Origin of the sequence: Streptomyces sp. NPDC087263 (assembly GCF_044744645.1) — a bacterium.
GTDB lineage: Bacteria > Actinomycetota > Actinomycetes > Streptomycetales > Streptomycetaceae > Streptomyces.
This window is the reverse complement of the sequence record NZ_JBIUYT010000017.1, coordinates 46,713-65,710: the sequence shown is the minus strand read 5'-3', so window position 1 is coordinate 65,710 and position 18,998 is coordinate 46,713. Positions and strand designations below refer to the sequence as shown.

The window sequence follows — 18,998 nt, the reverse complement described above, 5'->3', positions numbered from 1 at the left end:
TCCTCACTCAGGGTGTCCACGCCCTGGTTCGAAGAGACCGACGGTGGGAGTTCCTGGCTTCCGGGGACTACCTTCCCCGGTGACAGTGGCGGGACCGCGCCGGATTCGCACCGGCTTCCTCTCGTGCCGTCGTACTTGGCTCCGGCAGTCCACCACGGTGTTGGAAGACCCGTCAACTTGCTGTTGACCTGCGGAGGGAGAGTGTGCGAAGGCCCACATACGGGTGGGGCGTGGGACGTTGACACGTCCCACGCCCCACCTTGTTTGTGCGCTTGTCCGACGTGACCGTCAGGCGACGATCAGATAGATCCCGTACGCCACCGCCGCCGCGCAGGCGGCGAAGCAGGCGTACGCGCCGGTGACCGCGAGAGCGGCGGAGCCGCCCTGTGCCGAGGCCGACTCGCGCCTGGAGAGGCCGACGATGCCCAGGGTGAAGAGGCCGACGAGGGCCACGGTGGTCACGAGGCTGACTCCGAAGACGGAGCCGAGGGCTGCCCAGTCGATGTGCATGCTGTTCGTTCCTTACACCGTGGCCGGAGAGGTGGGCTCCGCGTCCGGGGACGGGATGGTGGCCTTCAGTTCGCCGGTCAGGTCCCCGGTGAGCGGACCCGCGGGCGGCGGGGTGACCGCGGCGATCGCCACGGTGACGACGCCCGAGGGCTCGGCGGTGACCTCGTTGACGTTGTCGATGGTCACCGGCTGGCGGCGTGACAGCTTCCAGATGGTGCCCGCGCCGGCCACCAGGAGTACGCCCGTCAGGACGATGCCCCAGGTGCCCTGCTTGGTGAGGAACTCCGCGCCCGCGCCGACCAGGCCGGCCGCCGGGAGCGTGAGGCCCCAGGCGATGAACATCCGGCGCGCGGTCGACCAGCGGACGACACCGCCCTTGCGGCCGAGACCGGAGCCCATCACGGCGCCGGAGCAGGACTGCGTGGTGGAGAGCGAGAAGCCCAGGTGGGAGGAGGCCAGGATGACCGTGGCCGCGCTGGTCTGGGCGGCGAAGCCCTGCGGCGGCGCGAGGTCGGTGAGGCCCTTGCCCATCGTGCGGATGATGCGCCAGCCGCCCAGGTAGGTGCCGAGCGCGATGGCCATACCGGCCGAGATGATGACCCAGGTGGGAGGGTTCGAGTCCGGCGCGATCACACCGCCGGTGACCAGCGCGAGGGTGATGATGCCCATCGTCTTCTGCGCGTCGTTCGTGCCGTGGGCCAGCGAGACGAGGCCCGCCGAGGCGATCTGCCCGGCGCGGTAGCCCTTGGCCGTCGCCTTCTCGTCGGCGCGGCTGCCGATCCTGTACGTCAGCCTGGTGGCCAGCATCGCGGCGAGTCCGGCCACGACGGGCGCGGCGATCGCGGGAAGCAGCACCTTGGTGACGACGGTCGAGCCGTTCACGGACGACCAGCCGGCCGACATCACCGCGGCGCCGATGAGGCCGCCGAAGAGTGCGTGGGAGGAACTGGAGGGCAGACCCAGAAGCCAGGTCAGCAGATTCCAGAGGATGGCGCCGACGAGCGCCGCGAAGATCACTTCGGTGCGTATGCCCTCTTCGTTGATGATCCCGCCGGAGATCGTCTTGGCGACCTCCACGGAGAGGAACGCACCGACGAGATTCAGCACGGCGGACATGGCCACCGCCGTCTTGGGTCTGAGAGCACCGGTCGAAATGGTCGTAGCCATCGCATTGGCGGTGTCGTGGAAACCGTTCGTGAAATCGAACACGAGAGCGGTGACGATCACGATTCCGAGGAGGAGCGTGATGTGTTCCATTTACCCAGGCTTCTGTTTGACGTCAGTGGCACGAGGACCGTAGGCAACCTGGGTGAACGGAAGATGAACTTGGGCGGGCTTTCGAGTGTCTCTATGGCGAGCGCTCCTCCAATTGTGCCGGAGGGCGGCTCTAGGTCCGGTCCGATGTCTCGAACATAGGCGGAATTCTGGGTTCCGATAGCTCCGCCAGGTCCTGTCGGCCTAGCCCTTCGCGAGCTTCTTGAGCTGGGTCGTGGATCCGTTGAAGAGATTCTGGTCGCCCGGCAGGCTGCCGCTGTTGTCGTACTGCCAGAAGGTCCAGAAGGACCAGCCGGCCGGCAGGGTACCCGCGGTCGCCGAGTCGTAGCGCGCGAGCCACAGGGAGTGGTTCGCGCCGAAGGCGCTGCTGCTGCCGGTGCAGGTGTTCCACCAGTGCGTGGTCGTGTAGATCACCGGACGGCGTCCGGTCTGCCGCTTGACCTCGTCGCTGAAGGCCTTGATCCAGCTCACCATCCTGGCTTTGGTCAGGCCGTAGCACTTGTTCGTGCCGTACGGGTTGTACTCGATGTCGAGCGCGGGCGGCAGCGTCCAGCCGTCCGCCCGCCAGGCGCCGCCGTTGCGCACGAAGTGCGCGGCCTGGGCGGTGCCGGACGACTTGTTCGGCAGGGCGAAGTGGTAGGCGCCGCGGATGATGCCCGCGTTGCGTGCCCCGTTGTACTGCTGGCTGAAGTACGGGTTGCGGTAGGTGTGGGACTCGGTCGCCTTGACGTAGACGAACTGTGCGCCCTTCGCCTTGGTGCTCGGCCAGTCGACGTTCTTCTGGTGCGAGGAGACGTCGTGCCCCTTGGGCTTGCCGGCCGCGGAGGCCGGAACCTCGGCGAGAGCGGTTCCCCCGACGGTGAGTGCTGTGACGATGGCCGCGACGACGCGGGCGCGATGGCGGGACGGTCTGTTACCACGGGCCATATTTCCCCCCGGAATGGCGACGTGCGTGACAAAACCCCCAGAGGCTACTGGAAGATCATCGAAAACTCGTCGATCTCCGGCCAATTGCCCTCAGGGGGCGATGTATGCCCCTATGCGATCTTACGGACGAAGGGATTCCGCCCTAAAGTGCCCTCGCCGCCGCCGTGTTGACTCCGGGGCCTGGCAAGATCGCGGCATGGCTGAGCAGCGGCGGGACGCACGGGGCGATCGGGGCGGACGGGAGGGCGCGCAGGTGGCGCGTGAGCGGCACGCTCCGGACGCCCGGGGCGCGGAGGAGCGGGCGTGGGACGAGCTCGTCGCCACGGCGCGGCGCACGGTGGCCGAGGGGCTGGTGGTCGGCACCTCGGGCAACGTCTCAGTACGCGTCGGGGACACCGTCCTGGTCACACCGACGGGGGTGCCCTACGACAGGCTGACGCCCGGCGACGCCGTGGGGGTCGACCTCGACGGGCGGCAGGTGCGCGGTTCGCTCCTTCCGACTAGCGAACTGCCCATGCACCTCGCCGTCTACCGCACCACCGACGCACGCGCCGTCGTCCACACCCACGCCCCGCACGCGACGGCCGTCTCGACGCTCGTCCCCGAGCTCCCCCTGATCCACTACATGGCGGGCGACCTGGGCGGCCCGGTCCGTGTTGCCCCCTATGCGACCTACGGCACCCCAGAGTTGGCCGAGAACATGCGCCAGGCCCTCACCCACCGCACGGCCTGCCTCCTCCAGAACCACGGCACGATCGCCTACGGCACGTCCCTCGGCCAGGCCTACGACCGCACCGCCCAGCTGGAATGGATGTGCCGGGTCTGGCTGACCGCCTCCTCCGTACCCGGCCTGTCACCCACGCTCCTGACACGAGAGCAGGTGGAGGAGGCGGGGGACCGGCTGAGGGGGTACGGGCAACGGGAGTAGGAGGTGGGGGGTGCGCTCCTGGGGTGCGGGGTTCCTTGGCGGGCGGCCGGTGGGCTGCGCCCGGGGGCGGGCGGGGCGGGGCGGTCGGCGACGCGGGGCCGCGGGACGGCGGGGTCGCGGGATCGCGGGCGGGTCGGCGGCCTGGCCGGTCGGCGCGGCGGGTCGACAGGTCGGCGGGCCAGTAGGCCAGTAGGTCGGCGGGCCTGTAGGTCGGCGGGTCGGCTGGGGTTCGCTCCCCGAGCGGGGGCGGGGGCTGCTGCTGCCTCTGGCTGCCTCCGCCGAGCGGCGCTCCGCTTCGTCCCGCCGGTGGCAGTTCCTCCCGCCGCAGCGCCGCTCGGCCCACACGCACCGATCCGGCGGTGCCGAACCATCCGGTGGCCCGGGGCCTGCCCGCCCCACGCGGGCGACGGTGTGCAGCCTGCCCGGGTGTCCTGGCGGGAGGTCGGCTCCGGCGGCTTGGTGTCGGTGAGTCATGTGCGGCGGGTCTGTGGGTCTGGTCGCCCTGCGTGGGCGACGGTGTGTGGCTTGTGCGGGTGTTCTGGTGGGAGGTCGGTTCCGGCGGCTTGGTGTCGGTGAGTCATGTGTGGCGGCTCGGTGGGTCGGTGGGTCGGTGGGTTTGCCCGTCACGCGGGCAGGCGGTGCCGGAGCCTGCCGTGGGTGCCGTGGGTGCCGTGGGTGCCGTGGGTGCCGTGGGTGCCGTGGGTGCCCCGGGTGCCCCGGGTGCCCCGGGTGCCCCGGGTGCCCCGGCGGGGCGTCGGCGGGCGTCGGCGGGCGGCGGCGAAGCATCAACTCCGACGAACCGGCGTCGGTGAATGATGCGCCCCGGGTCTGCCCGCCACGGATGGGCGACGGCAGGCTGCCGACGCCGGACGGCCCCGGCGTACAACCGACCTCACCAACCCGCCGCCGAATCACACGCGCCGCCGGAAACAGCAGCCCCATCCCCGCCGGGGAGACGTCATCCCAAGCCCCGCCCCCGCTGGCCGATTACGGGCTCCCCCGGGAGACTGGACGCGTGCGCACTGTCAAAGCGACGGCCACAGCCGTCACCGTAGCCATCGCCGCGGGCGCAGCCTCCGTCGTGGCGGGCCGGTTCGCCAGCGACGCCGCGCTGAAGGCGCCGCCCGGCAGGCCGTTGCCCACCGAACCCCGGCTCACCGTGCACGCCACGGCGGCGGGCGGGATCACGCTCACCCGTGACCTGGCCTCGCTGCGCCCGGGCAGGTACGGTCTCGCCGGCGACGGCTCCCACGCGGTCGTCGGCCCGGTCATGGAGAGCGTGCCGCACTCCGCCGACACCGTCGTACGCCGCCTGGAACGCGTCACCCACGGCACCCTGGCGCCCGGCGACAAGGTGTGGTTCACCCCGAACGTGCACATCGGCAACCCGAGCGCCGCCCTCGGCCTCGACCACGCCGACGTCGACGTCCCCGGCGAACTCGGCGCCCTGCCCGCCTGGTTCGTGCCCGGCTTCCGCGACACCTGGGTGATCACCGTGCACGGCCTGGGCGCCACCCGCGAACACCCCATGAACGTGCTGAAGTTCCTGAACCGCCACCAGTTCCCGGTACTCGACCTCGCCTACCGCGGCGACCTCGGCGCACCCCGCTCCCCGGACGGCCTGAACCATCTCGGCGAGACCGAGTGGCGCGACGTCGACGCGGCGATCCGCTACGCCGTGCGCTACGGCGCCGACCAGGTCGTCCTTTTCGGCTGGTCCACCGGCGCCACCATGGCCCTGCGCGCCGCCGCGCACTCCGCGCTGCGGGAGCGGATCTCCGGCCTCGTGCTGGACTCGCCCGTCCTCAACTGGGAGACCACGCTGCGCGCCCTCGCCACCGCCCGCCACACCCCCAGTGCTCTGCTGCCGCTCGCGGTGCGTGCCGCCCAGGGCCGAACGGGGGTGCGCGGCGACCGTATCGAGAACGCCGCGCATCCCGACCACCTCAAGGTGCCGACCCTGCTGATGCACGGCCCGGACGACACCATCGCCCCTTGGGGCCCCTCCCGCCGCCTCGCCGAGCGCCGCCCGGAGCTGGTCACCCTGCACACGGTCCCGGACGCCCCGCACGGCGCCATGTGGAACGCCGACCCGGCAGGCTACGAAGAGATCCTGCGCCGCTTCCTCACTCCGCTGATGTAGCAGCGGCCCAAGGGGCTGTTTTCAGCCTGTCCGCCGCGCGTGGACCGGCCCGTTTCGGGCGAGCGGGGGCATACGGGCAGGGCCCGCGGAAGCGCCAGGGCTCATTCCGTTTGGGTTTTCGGACGGTCAACCGGAAGACTGCACCCGTGACGTCCCGTAACCCGCGCGACTCCAGGCTCCGACTCGTCCGCCCGCGGTCCCTGGCCGCCGCCCCCCGGGCGGCTACCCAGCGCCGCTCGCAACGCCCGGCACCGCGCCCGCCCGAGGGCACTCCGCCGCCCGCGGAACTGGCCCGCATGGCACGCACCGGCCTCTCCGACGCGGCCCGCGTGGCCCGTTGGGCCGACGCCGCACTCGGCCCGGGCCGCGACGGCGCGATGCCCGACGACAAGGGCACCCTCTCCGACGCGTCCGCCGAACGGGCCGCCGCCGAAATGGGTCTGACCCCGGCTCAGGTTCGCGCGGACTGGGACACCGCACGCCTTGCGGGCCTCATCGAGGTGCACGGCGGCAGCGCCCGCCCCGGCTGGCGGCTGCGCGCCTGGAACCGCGACGACAGCGCCGTACTGCGCGGCTGGGTCGCCCTCTTCGACGCCTGGTCGCTCGCGTACCCGGAACCCGCCGACCGGGAACCGTCCGCCGTCGCCGAGGTCGTCTCCGCGATGCCCCAGGTGCTCTCCTTCCTCCAACTCTCCGCCGGACCCGTCCCCGTGGAGCAGCTCCTCGACCTCCTCGAACAGCGCGTCACGGAACTGCGCACCGAGCGCTGCGAAATCCCCTACGGCCCCCAGCCGGAGCCGGTCGCCCAGGCCGCCGCCGAGGACACCCCCCTCGCCCCCCTCCTCGACTGGGCCCTGCACGCCCTGGCCTCCGTGGGCGCGCTCACGTGCGCCGACGGACAGGCCACCCTCACCCCGCTCGGCAGCTGGGCGGTCTGGGTCAAGCTGGAGCAGATCTGCGTCGCCGCACAGAGCCCGGCCGGGAACATCGAGGCCTCCGCCGAGGACATGCTCCGCGGCTGCGCCCAGCTGCGCCCGAACGCGGCCCGCGCCGAGTACCGCGCCTGGCTCGCCGCCCGCCCCGTCGGCAGCGCCATCACCGAACTCCTCGACGCAGCCCGTGGCGAGGACGCCCTCAGCCGCGGCCTCGCCTTCGAGGCGCTGCGGGTGGTCGGCGCCCCCGCCGAACCCGACGTACGCGCAGTGGCCGAAGAGACCTCGCTGCGGCCCTACGCGCTGCTGTGGCTCGCTGTGCACGACGGCCACGACCCCGAGGACGCCCACGAGGTGCTCACCCGCGCGGAAGCCACCTGGCTGTGGGTCGACACCGCCGCCGCCGTCGCCGACCACGGGGAAGCACCGCTCCTGGTACGCCACTTGGAGTCGGCCGTGCAGCCCACCGTGCCCATGCTCCTCGACGAGGTCCGTGCCGTCGGGCACCCGCGCACCGTGCAGGTCCTGGTCGCGCTCGCCGCCGCCCACCCGGACCCGGCACTGGCCAAGGCCGTACGCCGGGCCGCCTTCCAGGTGCACACCGGGGGGAGCTGACCGGAGCCCCGGTGAAGTGCCCGCACCGGGGCGGGCTCCTGCCCGGGGAGGGCCCTACGCCCTACGCCGCTATCTCGGGGGCGTACGTCCCGAAGCTCCAGATGTTGCCCTCGATGTCCCGGGCCATGTAGTCCCGCGAGCCGTAGTCCTGGTCCGTCGGAGGCATCAGGATCTCCGCGCCGTGGTCCACGGCCTGCTGGTGGTGGCTGTCGACGTCGTCCACGACGACGTACACCCCCGCCGGGCCCGCGCCCTTCATCGCGCTGTCGAAGACGCCGCCGCGGCCCTTGGAACCGAGCATCACCGCGCCGTTCCCCTGCGTCAGTTCGGCGTGCATCACCGCGCCGTCCTCGCCCTCGTACACCGAAAGCTCGGTGAAGCCGAAAGCCTCCGTGAGCTGCCTGATCGCCGCCTTGGCATCCGCGTACAACAATGTCGGACAGATGCTCGGGCGCCCGCTGTCGATGCCTGTCATGCCGGTCACTCCCTCTCGTCCCGCCGCCGGAATCCGATCCGCTGTCCAGTCTGGCACCGGGCACTGACAACGCCCTGCCGAGCGGCCGCGACAGGTCAGCGGAAGGTGTTGCAGCGGGCCATGTCGCCGGTGCTGTAACCCTGGTGGAACCACTGCTGTCGCTGCCCGGCCGAGCCGTGCGTCCAGGTCTCCGGCGTCACCTGGCCCTGGAACCTCTCCTGGATCCGGTCGTCGCCCACGGCCGCCGCCGCGTCCATGCCGTCACGGATGTCGGCGTCGGTGAGGCTGGTCAGCAGCGGCCTGCCCGTCGACGGGCTCTTCGTGGTCGTCGCGTGGTGCGCCCACACCCCGGCGTAGCAGTCGGCCTGCAGTTCGACCTTCACCGAGTTGCTGTTCGCGCCGGTCACACCGTCCTGAGCCCTGCCCAGCGTCCCCATCAGGTCCTGCACATGGTGCCCGTACTCGTGCGCCACCACGTACGCCTGCGCGAACGGGCCACCGCTGGAGCCGAACTTGGTGCGCAGCTCGTCGAAGAAGCCCAGATCCAGATAGACCTTGCGGTCGCCCGGGCAGTAGAAGGGCCCCACGGCGGACGTCGCGGTCCCGCACGCGGTGCCGACGCGGCCGCTGAAGAACACCGTGGGCGAGCGCGTGTAGGTGCCGCTGCGGCGCGTGAACTCCTGCGTCCAGTACGTCTGCACGCTGTTGACGACCGCCACGATGCGGCAGTCGTCCTTGGCGTTGGCGTCCTGTCCCGTACGACAGGTCTGCTGCACCTGCGCGAGGGAGGAGGCGGTCGCCGCGGGCTCGTCGTTGCCGGAGGAGAGTCCGAGCTGGTCGGGTCCCACTCCGAAGAACAGGCCGAGGAGGAGGGCGATGAGCCCGGCGACGCCGCCGCCCACGGTCGCCCTGCCGCCGGGGATCCGGCTGCCGCGCACATCCTGCACCTCGGAGGTGTCCAGGTCGGCGTCGTCGTCGAACTGCACGGACACACCACCCTCTGCCGTACGGCCGTCACTCTGTGGCGCCATCCTGATACGCCCCAGGGGCCCCGGCCCCGAGCGGAGGTCCGAACGGGGGACACACCCTCACCCATCCGCCGTGTCCCGAGCACCACCCCGCCGACCCGCGCCTACGCTCTGCGCCTGATCCGTGGACCGAGTGGGCGAGGGGAAAACGTGGCTGTTGCACCGGTCGAGGTGGCGGCCCCGCACCCACAGGACGTCTTCCGGGCCGTCACCGCGCCTGCCGCGGTGGCACCGGCACCGGGCCGCTCGGCGCCCCCGCACTCAGCGACGGCGCGGCACCACTTCCTCTTCGTCCGCCGCTTCCTTCCCCCGGCCCTCGCTCTCCTCCTCGCGGCCCTCCTCCTCGCCGCGGCCCACCAGGCGCGCCCCAGCCCCTTCGGGGACCACATCACCGTCCACGCGCGCGTGGACGGTGATGCGCGGCCCTCGCTACGTACGGCGAAGGACGCCGTCGAGGCGTACGACGAGGCGACCGGGCGCCCTCGCTGGAGCTACGCACGGGAGGGGCACCGTCCGCTGGCCGTGGTCCCCGCGCGCGGGGACGCGATCGCGCTCTGGGACGACGGGCTGGTCACCGACACCGCGCCCGGCGGCAACGCGGTGCGCTGGCACCGGGCCCTCCCCGGGGCCGCCCCCTGGCTCGGAACCCAAGGCGGCAGCGGCGTACTGCGGCCGCTCGGCGCCCGTATGCTCGCCGTCGTCACCCCGCAGCGCATCACCGCCTACCGCCTCGCGGACGGCGATCTGCGCTGGGTGCTGCCCGCCCGTCGCGGATGTGAGTTCGTCCCCACGCGCGCGGTGCGCCACGGCAGGGCGCTCCTGATCGCACAGCCCTGCCCCGATGACGGCGGCACCGACGACTGGACCGCCGAGATCATCGCGGTGGACGACCTCGGCCGGATCGCCCCGGACCGCACGCCGCTGGGCAATGAGCGTCACACCGCCGAACGCCCCAAGGCAGAAAAAACGGTTGCACGGCCCCGTTAGACTTGGCCCATGGCCATTCTCCTCGCGCATTAGACGGCGGGAACGTCCTCAGCCGTCCACCCCGCCAACCACCCTGCCCTGGAGTCTGTCCGTGATCTCCGCCTCCGGTATCGAGCTGCGCGCCGGCGCCCGCCTACTCATCGAGTCCGCCACCTTCCGTATCGCCAGGGGCGACCGCATCGGTCTGGTCGGCCGCAATGGCGCGGGCAAGACGACGCTCACCAAGGTCCTCGCAGGCGAGGGCACCCCCGCCGCGGGCAATGTCACCCGCTCCGGCGAGGTCGGCTACCTCCCGCAGGACCCGCGCACCGGCGACCTCGACATGCTCGCCGGCGACCGTGTCCTCTCCGCCCGCGGTCTGGACACCCTGATCCGCAAGATGCGCGAGAACGAACAGCGCATCGCCAACGGCTCGGGCGCCACCCGCGAGAAGGCCATGCGGCAGTACGAGCGCCAGGAGACCGAGTTCCTCACCAAGGGCGGGTACTCCGCCGAGGCCGAGGCCGCCACCATCGCCGCCGCGCTCAACCTGCCCGACCGGGTGCTCGGCCAGCCCCTGCACACACTCTCCGGCGGTCAGCGCCGCCGTATCGAGCTGGCCCGCATCCTCTTCTCGGACGCCGACACCCTCCTCCTCGACGAGCCGACGAACCACCTCGACGCCGACTCGATCGTCTGGCTGCGCGACTACCTGAAGACCTACCGCGGCGGCTTCATCGTGATCTCCCACGACGTCGACCTCGTGGAGACGGTCGTCAACAAGGTCTTCTACCTGGACGCCAACCGCGCCCAGATCGACGTCTACAACATGGGCTGGAAGCTCTACCAGCAGCAGCGCGAGGCCGACGAGAAGCGCCGCAAGCGCGAGCGGCAGAACGCCGAGAAGAAGGCCGCCGTACTGCACTCGCAGGCCGACAAGATGCGCGCCAAGGCCACCAAGACGGTCGCCGCGCAGAACATGGCCAAGCGGGCCGACCGGCTGCTCGCCGGACTCGACGCGATCCGGGTCTCCGACAAGGTCGCCAAGCTGCGCTTCCCGGAGCCGGCGTCCTGCGGCAAGACCCCGCTGATGGCCGAGGGCCTGTCGAAGTCGTACGGCTCCCTGGAGATCTTCACCGACGTCGACCTGGCCATCGACAAGGGCTCCCGCGTCGTGATCCTGGGCCTGAACGGCGCCGGCAAGACGACCCTGCTCCGCCTCCTCGGCGGCGTCGAGACGCCCGACACCGGCTCGGTCGTCGAGGGCCACGGGCTCAAGCTCGGCTACTACGCGCAGGAGCACGAGACCCTCGACCCGGAGCGCACGGTCCTGGAGAACATGCGCTCCGCGGCCCCCGACCTGGACCTCGTCGAGGTCCGCAAGACGCTCGGCTCGTTCCTGTTCTCCGGAGACGACGTCGACAAGCCGGCCGGTGTTCTCTCCGGCGGCGAGAAGACCCGGCTGGCACTCGCGACCCTGGTGGTCTCCTCCGCGAACGTCCTCCTCCTGGACGAGCCGACCAACAACCTCGACCCGGCCAGCCGCGAGGAGATCCTCGGCGCGCTGCACACCTACAAGGGCGCCGTCGTCCTCGTCACCCACGACGAGGGCGCTGTCGAGGCGCTCCAGCCGGAGCGCATCATCCTGCTGCCCGACGGCGTCGAGGACCTGTGGGGCTCGGACTACGCGGACCTGGTGGCCCTCGCCTGAGCCCCCGGACGCCGTGGGCCGAGCTCCCGGCGACCGGTCAGCGTCGCTTGATCGAATGACTGATCCACTGCGTATGGATCATTCGGCCGATCCGTGATCCATCAATGGTGTGAGATCTCCTCGTACCGAGGTGTGTCCTACACCGATTTTCCGGCCGAGTCCTTTGATCCCAAGGGCTCGGCCGTCTTGCGTCCCTGACCTGGCACTTCACGGATGAACCCGTTCGGCGGTATGAGCGCCACAGGGCGGAATCACAGGTTCCACTCGTGGGGATGGGCTCCTGTCGTCAAAACCTTGTCTTACGGACCTTGCCGAATGGGTGGCCATGAAGCCCGGGAGGGGTGATCATGAGAGTCCAGAGCGCACTTCCGCTGAGGAGGCACGGGTGGCCGAGACTCTGAAGAAGGGCAGCCGGGTAACCGGCGCCGCGCGCGACAAGCTCGCGGCAGACCTGAAGAAGAAGTACGACTCCGGTGCGAGCATTCGAGCGCTGGCCGAAGAAACCGGCCGTTCGTATGGGTTCGTGCACCGGATGCTCAGCGAATCGGGCGTCACCCTTCGTGGGCGTGGCGGAGCGACGCGGGGCAAGAAGGCCGCCTCGGCCTGAGGCCGGGCGTCCCCATCGGCTTCGGTGGTGACCACCCGGTCGGTCCTGTGATCGGCCGGGTGGTTACTGTGCAGTCACTTAAGGATGTCGTCGTACGGCATCCACCGTGACCGCACGCATCGGAGGCGTCCATGGCTTCACTCGAACCGGTTCTCGACAAGGACGGCGTACGGCTCACCGTCGACGAGTCCGTCGCCACGGTGACGCTGACCAATGCGGCCAAGCGCAACGCCCAAAATCCCGCGCTGTGGCGGGCGTTGACGCAGGTCGGTCGGTCACTGCCGGGCACCGTCCGGATTGTTGTGCTGCGCGCCGAGGGCAAGTCCTTCTCCGCGGGGCTCGACCGGCAGGCGTTCACGCCCGAGGGCTTCGACGGCGAGCCGTCGTTCATCGATCTCGCGCACGGTTCCGAAGCCGACCTCGACGCGACCATCGCCGAGTACCAGGAGGCGTTCACCTGGTGGCGGCGCAGCGACATCGTGTCCATCGCCGCCGTGCAGGGACACGCCATCGGTGCCGGGTTCCAACTCGCCCTCGCCTGTGACCTGCGCGTCGTCGCGGACGACGTGCAGTTCGCCATGCGCGAGACGAGCCTGGGCCTGGTACCCGACCTCACCGGTACACATCCGCTGGTCAGCCTGGTGGGCTATGCCCGTGCGCTGGAAATCTGCGCGACGGGGCGCTTCGTGACGGCCGAGGAGGCCGAGCGCACCGGGCTTGCCAACCTCGCGGTGCCCGGCGGGCAGCTTGATGACGCGGTACGGGATCTGGTGGCCGCGCTGATTGCTGCGCCGCGCGATGCCGTCATCGAGACCAAGGCGTTGTTGCGCGGGGTGCAGGATCGTACGTACGAGGAGCAGCGCGTCGCTGAGCGTGCGGCTCAGGGGCGTCGGCTGCGGGATCTTGCGGGTGTGGGGGACTGAGGTCGTCGGCCGGCCGCCGGTGCGTGGGGGCTGGTCGCGCAGTTCCCCGCGACCCTGGGGCGCTCTAGTGGACGGCCGTTACCAGCACAGCCACGGATGGGGCGTCTGACAGCTTCTCCACGACTGCCGCCCTGACGTCGCGCGCCACGTCGACGGTCCGCCGCTCCGCCGTCACCGCCACCTCAACGCGGACATGGCGGCGCGGCAGGACACTCTCCCCGCCACGGCCGTCCTCGATACGCACCGGGCGGCCCAAGGCGTCGGTCAGGTGGAGGACACCTGGTACGGACAGCGCGGCCGTGGCCACCAGCGCCTCCTCGGCACCGGTCGGCTCGGCGGCCGGCCGTACGTCATCAGGGCGTACGACGGCTGGTTCCCGGTCCCCCTCCAGCAACCCCGCCACCCGCAGATCCACCTCAGTGACCTTCAGGCCGAGCCGTTCCGTCGCCGCCGTGGCCAGGGCCCGGCGCAGACGGGCCGCCGTCGTCGGGAGCGGCTCGGCGCCGGGGGCCGTGGGGTCCGCCGAAGCGGTGAAGTCGGCGCTGACACGGAGCGGGCCGGGCGGCAGTGCGCTGGGCGGCGGGAGCACTGCGGGGTCATACGACCGTTCGGGGTCCGCGAGTGCGATCCGGAGCGTGCCGAGACGCACTCCGTGCACGGGAGCCACTGCCCGCCGCAGCAGGGAGCCGGCGGCATCCTCCGTGATCCACGCGCCGTCGCGCGGGCCGCCGAGCGGCAGCAGCCTGCCGAGCCCGAGCTGATGTCGTACAACCTGCGCCCACCCGTCCGCCGTCATTGCTCCAGCCTGCCGTATCCCCGGCGCGCGCGAGCGCGACCCCACTTACGGTGGGTGAAGGACGACGACCGGAAGGAATGTACGGCGATGACCGACATGACGGAGCGGAAGCGGCCGGAGACCCCCGAGGGTGAGAAGGAGCCGCTGGGGGCGCGCAGGACCACCAAGCGTGGCGGTGGCGACCCCGCGACCCGGGGACGGACCACCATCGCGGACGGAGTCGTGGAGAAGATCGCCGGACTCGCCGCCCGCGACGTACTCGGCGTGCACGCGATGGGGAGCGGGCTGAGCCGGACCTTCGGGGCGGTGCGGGACCGGGTGCCCGGCGGTACGAAGTCCGTCTCGCGGGGTGTCAAGGCCGAGGTCGGGGAGCTGCAGACCGCGCTCGACCTGGAGATCGTCGTCGATTACGGCGTGTCGATCGCGGACGTGGCCCGCGCGGTGCGGGAGAACGTCATCGCGGCCGTCGAGCGCATGACCGGACTCGAGGTCGTCGAGGTCAACATCGCCGTCAGTGACGTGAAGCTGCCGGACGAAGAGGATGAGGAGCCGGAGTCGCGGCTCCAGTGACACCCCGGAATCCGTACCGCTCAACCCGGCCACCGAACTGCTGAGGAGCGCATCATGAGCTTGGCCGTGATCGGCATGATCGCCGGAATGGCGCTGGGCTTCGCCGGGTACTTCGGGGGTTTCGGGGCCTTCCTCCTGGTGGCCGCCCTCGGCGCGATCGGCTTTGTCGTCGGGCGGTTCCTCGAAGGGGACCTGGACCTCGGAGACTTCTTCCGCCCCCGCAACGACCGGCGGCGGTGACGCGTGCCCGCACAGCCCGGCCGGCTCGGTGAGACGCGGCGGCCCGTGACGAACGTCGCGCCGGCCGAGCGAGGAGCGACCCGGATCGCCGACCGGGTGGTGGCGAAGATCGCCGGGCAGGCGGCGCGCGAGGCACTGGAGGCGCTGTCCCCGGACGCCATGGCCCCGCACGCCACCGTCGTCGTCCACCACGAGACCGCCCGCGTCCGTGTCAGCCTCGAACTCGACTACCCCTGCGACATCGGCGGGCAGTGCGGTGCGGTGCGTCGACATGTCGCCGAGCGGGTAGGTGCGTTGGCGGGGATGGAAGTACCGGAGGTGGCCGTCCAGGTGGAGCGGCTGCATCTGGCACAGGCACCCGGCGCCGCACACGGGAGGACGCAGTGAGCGAGTCCCAGGGATCCGAGGGCAGCACCCAACGGCTGCCCGTGCTGGAGAAAGCCGCCGAGAGCGAACTCGGCCAGTCCGCCTCCGCGGCGGCATACGAACCGCTGCCCACTCTTGACGAGGAGGGCGGCGGAGAGGGCCGCTTCTGGTCGGCTCGCCGCGTCCCCGCGGGGATTCTCGCGCTACTGGTCCTCCTCGGCGCGGGAGCCTTCCTGTACGACGTCGCCGCCGTGCGGGCCGGCCGGCCCCCCATGCACTGGCGCAGGTCGCTGGCCCGACAGCTCGCCGAACGTCCTCTCGACGACACCTGGGTGCTGCTCGGCGCCGGAGTGGCCGCCGTCGTCGGGCTCTGGCTGATCGTCCTGGCGGCGACGCCGGGGCTGCGTGACGTACTGCCGATGCGCCGCCTCCACGCCGACGTCCGGGCCGGGCTGCACCGGGGCGCCGCCGCGACCGCGCTGCGCGACCGGGCCATGGAGGTCGCCGGTGTGCAGTCGGTCCGGGTCCGTATGCGACGGAGGAAGGCCGACGTCCGGGCGGTCTCGCACTTCCGTGAACTCGACGACGTACGAGCCGACTTGGACGCCACGCTCGCCGACGGCATCAGCGGGCTCGGCCTCGCCCGGCCGCCCGCCCTGTCGGTGCACGTCGGACGCCCGGGCCGGAAGGGGTGAGGCGGATGCTCCGGATCGTCAACCGCGTGCTGCTGGGCGTCATCGGTCTGGCGCTTGTCGTCGTCGGCGGCTCCGTGCTCGCCGTGGGGCTGGGGGCCGGTCCGCCTTCGTGGTGGATCCACGACGGGCGGCACGACGTGCTGCTCAGCGACGCGGACCGCGCACGGTGGCGGGACGAGGGCTGGTGGTGGCCGGTCGTCATCGCCGTCCTCGCGGTGCTCGTGCTGCTCGCCCTGTGGTGGCTGACGGCCGTGCTGCGGCGCCGCCGGCTCGCCGAGGTGCTCGTCGACACCGGCGACGGCGAGGGCGCGCTGCTGCGCGGGCGGGCCCTGGAGGGCGTACTCGCCGACGAGGCAGGGCAGTTGGACGGCGTCCAGCGGGCGCAGATCCTGCTGACCGGACGGCGCAGCGGCCCCGAGGCACGCGTGCAGCTCCTGCTGGAGCCGCATGTGGACCCCGGACACGCGCTGCACTCCCTGACCACGGAGGCGCTCACACACGCGCGCGACTCGGCGGGCCTTGCCGCGCTTCCCGCGGAGGTACGCCTCCGTGGGGTCAAACACCGTGCCGAGCGCGTGAGTTGAGCCTGTGGACGGAGCCTCCCGGAAGCTCTGGAACCGGAAGGCCCTAGGTCCTGTTGTCACATTCCCGTCGTCGCCCGGAGTCGCGAGGCAGACGGGAATGTGACGACAGGACCTAGAACCCGCTCCGCACGCCGCCGTCCACCGGCAGCATGATGCCCGTCAGGTAGGACGCCGCCGGGGAGAGCAGGAACGCGGCCGTGCGGCCGAACTCCTCCGGGGTGCCGTAGCGGCGCAGCGGAATGCGGGACTCGTTGGCGGCGCGGGTGGCCTCCGGGTCGGCCGAGAGGCCGTCCAGCTCGCGGACGCGGTCCGTGTCGATGCGGGCCGGGAGCAGTCCCAGGACGCGGATACCGCGCGGTCCCAGCTCGTCCGCGAGGGACTTGGCGAAGCCCGCGAGGCCGGGGCGCAACCCGTTGGAGATGGTCAGTCCCGGGATCGGCTCGTGCACGGAGGTCGAGAGCACGAAGCCGATGACACCGCCCTCGCCGAGCTCGGCGGCCGCGGTGCGGGCCAGCCGCACCGCGCCCAGGAAGACGGACTCGAACGCGGTCGTCCACTGCTCGTCCGTGTTGTCCGCGAGGAACCCGGGAGCCGGGCCGCCGACGCTGATCAGAATGCCGTCGAAGCGGCCGAAGTGCAGCCGCGCGGCCTTGACGAGCTGTTCGGCGACCGCGGGGTCGGCGTTGTCGGCGGCGACCCCTACCGCGCCCGGGCCGAGAGCTTTCGCCGCCTCGGCGGCGGTCTTCTCGTCGCGGCCCGTGATGATCACCTTCGCTCCGTCGGCGACGAGCTGGCGCGCGGTGGCGTTGCCCAGGCCGCGGGTCGCTCCCGTGACGACGTACACACGGTCCTTCAATCCAAGATCCATGCTCCTATTTTGCCCCCTCGCCCCCGAACAGTACGAAGGCGGCGCTCACCAGGCCGATATGGCTGAACGCCTGGGGGAAGTTGCCGAGCTGGCGGCCGGCCAGCGGGTCGTACTCCTCGGCGAGCAGGCCCACGTCGTTGGCCACCGACACCAGCCGTTGGAACAGCTCGCGCGCCTCCTGGGTACGGCCCGTCAGATGCAGTGCCTCCGCCAGCCAGAACGAGCAGGCCAGGAACGTACCCTCGTCGCCCGGCAGCCCGTCGACGTCGTTCGCCTCGACGCTGTAGCGGCGCAGGAAACCGCTGTGGCCGAGCTCGTCGCGGACCGCGTCGATCGTCCCGATCACCCGGGGATCGTCGTACGGCAGAAAGCCGACGCGGGGGATGAGCAGCGCTGAGGAGTCCAGCTCCCGTGAACCGTAGGACTGCGTGAACGTGTTCCGCTCGGGGTCGAAGCCGCGCTCGCACACCTCCCGGTGCACCTCGTCCCGCATCGCGCGCCAGCCGTCCAGATCACCGTCGAGGTTCGGGTAGGCCTCCAGGGCGTGTACGGCGCGGTCGGCGGCCACCCACGCCATCACCTTCGAGTACACGAAGTTCCGGCGCGGGCCGCGCACCTCCCAGATCCCCTCGTCCGGCTGCCGCCACGCCGTCCGCAGGAACTCCATCAGCGCGACCTGAACGCGCCACATGTGCGGCTTGACGGGCATGCCCGAACTCCGGGCCAGCGAGAGCGAGTCGATGACCTCGCCGTACACGTCCAGCTGCAACTGGTTGACGGCGTCGTTGCCGACCCGGACCGGTCGCGAGCGGGCGAAGCCGGGCAGCCAGGGGATCTCATACTCGGGGAGCCGTCGCTCGCCGGAGAGCCCGTACATGATCTGCAGGTCCGCCGGGTCGCCCGCGACCGCGCGCAGCAGCCAGTCACGCCAGGCCTCGGCCTCCTCGTGGTAACCGGCCGTCAGGAGTGCGCCGAGGGTGAGTGTGGAGTCGCGCAGCCAGCAGTAGCGGTAGTCCCAGTTGCGGACGCCGCCGAGCTCTTCGGGCAGCGAGGTGGTGGGGGCGGCCACGATGCCCCCGGTCGGCGCGTACGTGAGGGCCTTGAGGGTGATCAGCGAGCGCATGATGATGTCCCGGTGCGGTCCGCCGTGATGGCAGCGCGCCGACCACGCCTGCCACTCCTCGACGCTGGTCTGTAGAGCCTCGTACGGGTCGCACAGCGGCGGGCGCGGCCGGTGCGAGGGATGCCAGGTCAGGACGAAGGCGACCTTCTCGCCCTCGGCGACCGTGAACTCCGAGTACGTACGGAAGTCCTTGCCCCAGGTGCGCACGGGCGGCTCGCTGCGCAGCCACATCGCGTCCGGGCCCGCGACCGCCACATGGTGGCCGTCCGACCGGCGCATCCACGGCACCACCAGGCCGTAGTCGAAGCGCAGCCGGAGCAGGCCGCGCATCGTCACCCGGCCGCTCAGCCCTTCGATGACGCGTACGAGGTCGGGGGTGCCGTCGCGCTTCGGCATCACGTCGGTCACCCGGACCGATCCCTCGTCGGTGTCCCACTCGGTGTCGAGCACGAGTGTGTCGGGGCGGTAGGCGCGGCGGGTGCAGTCACCCGCTCCCTTGGGCGCGATCCGCCAGTGGCCGTGCTCGTCGTCGCCAAGAAGCGCGGCGAAGCAGGCCGCGGAGTCGAACCGCGGCAGGCACAGCCAGTCGATGGAGCCGTCCCGTCCCACCAAGGCGGCGGTTTGTTCGTCCCCGATGAGCGCGTAGTCCTCGATGCGTCGCTGCACGGTGGACGGGTTCCCGACCGGGAGGCCCGTCAATCGGGCCGCCAGAGTGG

The 18,998-nt window shown here is 71.5% G+C and carries 20 protein-coding genes and 1 riboswitch; of the genes, 12 read left to right on the top strand and 8 right to left on the bottom strand.

Annotation, left to right across the window (positions count from 1 at the left end; translation table 11 throughout):
- Nucleotides 1-27: 27 nt before the first annotated feature.
- Nucleotides 28-169, bottom strand: a riboswitch (cobalamin riboswitch).
- 119 nt (nucleotides 170-288) lie between these two features.
- The 3 genes from ACIPC1_RS38305 to ACIPC1_RS38295 all read right to left on the bottom strand — a co-directional run bounded on the left by ACIPC1_RS38305 (nucleotide 289) and on the right by ACIPC1_RS38295 (nucleotide 2,712).
- Nucleotides 289-510, bottom strand: coding sequence for a hypothetical protein (locus ACIPC1_RS38305; protein ID WP_365428332.1), 222 nt, complete (start codon nucleotides 508-510; stop codon nucleotides 289-291).
- Nucleotides 511-522: 12 nt separating this feature from the next.
- A complete protein-coding gene (locus ACIPC1_RS38300) occupies nucleotides 523-1,767 on the bottom strand; it encodes an anion permease (protein ID WP_402525903.1) in 1,245 nt (414 codons plus the stop codon).
- 201 nt (nucleotides 1,768-1,968) lie between these two features.
- Nucleotides 1,969-2,712, bottom strand: a complete 744-nt coding sequence (locus tag ACIPC1_RS38295; protein WP_402525901.1) for a lysozyme — start codon at nucleotides 2,710-2,712, stop codon at nucleotides 1,969-1,971.
- A gap of 196 nt (nucleotides 2,713-2,908) precedes the next feature.
- Here ACIPC1_RS38295 and ACIPC1_RS38290 point away from each other — a divergent pair, with 196 nt between their 5' ends.
- From ACIPC1_RS38290 to ACIPC1_RS38280, 3 genes are all read left to right on the top strand, one after another.
- The gene (locus ACIPC1_RS38290) at nucleotides 2,909-3,640 is read left to right on the top strand and encodes a class II aldolase/adducin family protein (RefSeq protein WP_402525898.1); all 732 of its coding nucleotides are present in this window, start codon (nucleotides 2,909-2,911) and stop codon (nucleotides 3,638-3,640) included.
- A 1,015-nt stretch (nucleotides 3,641-4,655) separates the two neighbouring features.
- Nucleotides 4,656-5,783 (top strand): alpha/beta hydrolase family protein, encoded by a 1,128-nt coding sequence (locus ACIPC1_RS38285; protein WP_402525896.1) that lies wholly within the window; start codon nucleotides 4,656-4,658, stop codon nucleotides 5,781-5,783.
- A gap of 146 nt (nucleotides 5,784-5,929) precedes the next feature.
- The gene (locus tag ACIPC1_RS38280) at nucleotides 5,930-7,330 is read left to right on the top strand and encodes a hypothetical protein (RefSeq protein ID WP_384385156.1); all 1,401 of its coding nucleotides are present in this window, start codon (nucleotides 5,930-5,932) and stop codon (nucleotides 7,328-7,330) included.
- A 61-nt stretch (nucleotides 7,331-7,391) separates the two neighbouring features.
- On the opposite strand, the gene ACIPC1_RS38275 is transcribed toward ACIPC1_RS38280, so the two are convergent.
- Nucleotides 7,392-7,805 (bottom strand): VOC family protein, encoded by a 414-nt coding sequence (locus ACIPC1_RS38275; RefSeq protein ID WP_402525894.1) that lies wholly within the window; start codon nucleotides 7,803-7,805, stop codon nucleotides 7,392-7,394.
- Between the two features lie 95 nt (nucleotides 7,806-7,900).
- Nucleotides 7,901-8,791 carry a neutral zinc metallopeptidase gene (locus tag ACIPC1_RS38270; protein ID WP_402525977.1) on the bottom strand — a complete coding sequence of 297 codons (891 nt, stop codon included), beginning with the start codon at nucleotides 8,789-8,791 and terminating at the stop codon, nucleotides 7,901-7,903.
- 192 nt (nucleotides 8,792-8,983) lie between these two features.
- Here ACIPC1_RS38270 and ACIPC1_RS38265 point away from each other — a divergent pair, with 192 nt between their 5' ends.
- The 4 genes from ACIPC1_RS38265 to ACIPC1_RS38250 all read left to right on the top strand — a co-directional run bounded on the left by ACIPC1_RS38265 (nucleotide 8,984) and on the right by ACIPC1_RS38250 (nucleotide 13,040).
- Nucleotides 8,984-9,820 (top strand): hypothetical protein, encoded by an 837-nt coding sequence (locus tag ACIPC1_RS38265; RefSeq protein ID WP_402525891.1) that lies wholly within the window; start codon nucleotides 8,984-8,986, stop codon nucleotides 9,818-9,820.
- A gap of 91 nt (nucleotides 9,821-9,911) precedes the next feature.
- Nucleotides 9,912-11,510 carry an ABC-F family ATP-binding cassette domain-containing protein gene (locus ACIPC1_RS38260; protein WP_402525888.1) on the top strand — a complete coding sequence of 533 codons (1,599 nt, stop codon included), beginning with the start codon at nucleotides 9,912-9,914 and terminating at the stop codon, nucleotides 11,508-11,510.
- Nucleotides 11,511-11,895: 385 nt separating this feature from the next.
- Complete coding sequence (locus ACIPC1_RS38255; RefSeq protein WP_006123601.1) at nucleotides 11,896-12,117, top strand: helix-turn-helix domain-containing protein; 222 nt, start codon at nucleotides 11,896-11,898, stop codon at nucleotides 12,115-12,117.
- A 131-nt stretch (nucleotides 12,118-12,248) separates the two neighbouring features.
- On the top strand, nucleotides 12,249-13,040 hold the full coding sequence (locus ACIPC1_RS38250) for an enoyl-CoA hydratase/isomerase family protein (RefSeq protein WP_402525886.1): 792 nt from the start codon (nucleotides 12,249-12,251) through the stop codon (nucleotides 13,038-13,040).
- A 64-nt stretch (nucleotides 13,041-13,104) separates the two neighbouring features.
- Here the strand turns inward: ACIPC1_RS38250 and ACIPC1_RS38245 are convergent, their stop codons facing one another.
- Nucleotides 13,105-13,836 (bottom strand): nucleopolyhedrovirus P10 family protein, encoded by a 732-nt coding sequence (locus ACIPC1_RS38245; RefSeq protein ID WP_402525884.1) that lies wholly within the window; start codon nucleotides 13,834-13,836, stop codon nucleotides 13,105-13,107.
- Between the two features lie 87 nt (nucleotides 13,837-13,923).
- Here ACIPC1_RS38245 and ACIPC1_RS38240 point away from each other — a divergent pair, with 87 nt between their 5' ends.
- Genes ACIPC1_RS38240 through amaP form a run of 5 tightly spaced genes read left to right on the top strand, consistent with a single transcriptional unit; the run spans nucleotide 13,924 to nucleotide 16,291 of the window.
- Complete coding sequence (locus ACIPC1_RS38240) at nucleotides 13,924-14,406, top strand: Asp23/Gls24 family envelope stress response protein (protein ID WP_402525882.1); 483 nt, start codon at nucleotides 13,924-13,926, stop codon at nucleotides 14,404-14,406.
- Between the two features lie 54 nt (nucleotides 14,407-14,460).
- A complete protein-coding gene (locus ACIPC1_RS38235) occupies nucleotides 14,461-14,646 on the top strand; it encodes a hypothetical protein (RefSeq protein ID WP_384385138.1) in 186 nt (61 codons plus the stop codon).
- Between the two features lie 45 nt (nucleotides 14,647-14,691).
- Nucleotides 14,692-15,033: an Asp23/Gls24 family envelope stress response protein gene (locus ACIPC1_RS38230; RefSeq protein WP_402525879.1), complete on the top strand. Its 342-nt coding sequence runs from the start codon at nucleotides 14,692-14,694 to the stop codon at nucleotides 15,031-15,033.
- Nucleotides 15,030-15,707: a DUF6286 domain-containing protein gene (locus ACIPC1_RS38225; protein WP_402525876.1), complete on the top strand. Its 678-nt coding sequence runs from the start codon at nucleotides 15,030-15,032 to the stop codon at nucleotides 15,705-15,707. Before ACIPC1_RS38230 ends, ACIPC1_RS38225 begins: the two co-directional genes overlap by 4 nt.
- Nucleotides 15,708-15,712: 5 nt before the next feature.
- Complete coding sequence (gene amaP, locus ACIPC1_RS38220; protein WP_402525873.1) at nucleotides 15,713-16,291, top strand: alkaline shock response membrane anchor protein AmaP; 579 nt, start codon at nucleotides 15,713-15,715, stop codon at nucleotides 16,289-16,291.
- Nucleotides 16,292-16,403: 112 nt separating this feature from the next.
- On the opposite strand, the gene ACIPC1_RS38215 is transcribed toward amaP, so the two are convergent.
- Nucleotides 16,404-17,159 carry an SDR family oxidoreductase gene (locus ACIPC1_RS38215; RefSeq protein WP_402525871.1) on the bottom strand — a complete coding sequence of 252 codons (756 nt, stop codon included), beginning with the start codon at nucleotides 17,157-17,159 and terminating at the stop codon, nucleotides 16,404-16,406.
- Between the two features lie 4 nt (nucleotides 17,160-17,163).
- The gene (locus ACIPC1_RS38210) at nucleotides 17,164-18,948 is read right to left on the bottom strand and encodes a glycoside hydrolase family 15 protein (protein WP_402525869.1); all 1,785 of its coding nucleotides are present in this window, start codon (nucleotides 18,946-18,948) and stop codon (nucleotides 17,164-17,166) included.
- Nucleotides 18,949-18,998: the final 50 nt, after the last annotated feature.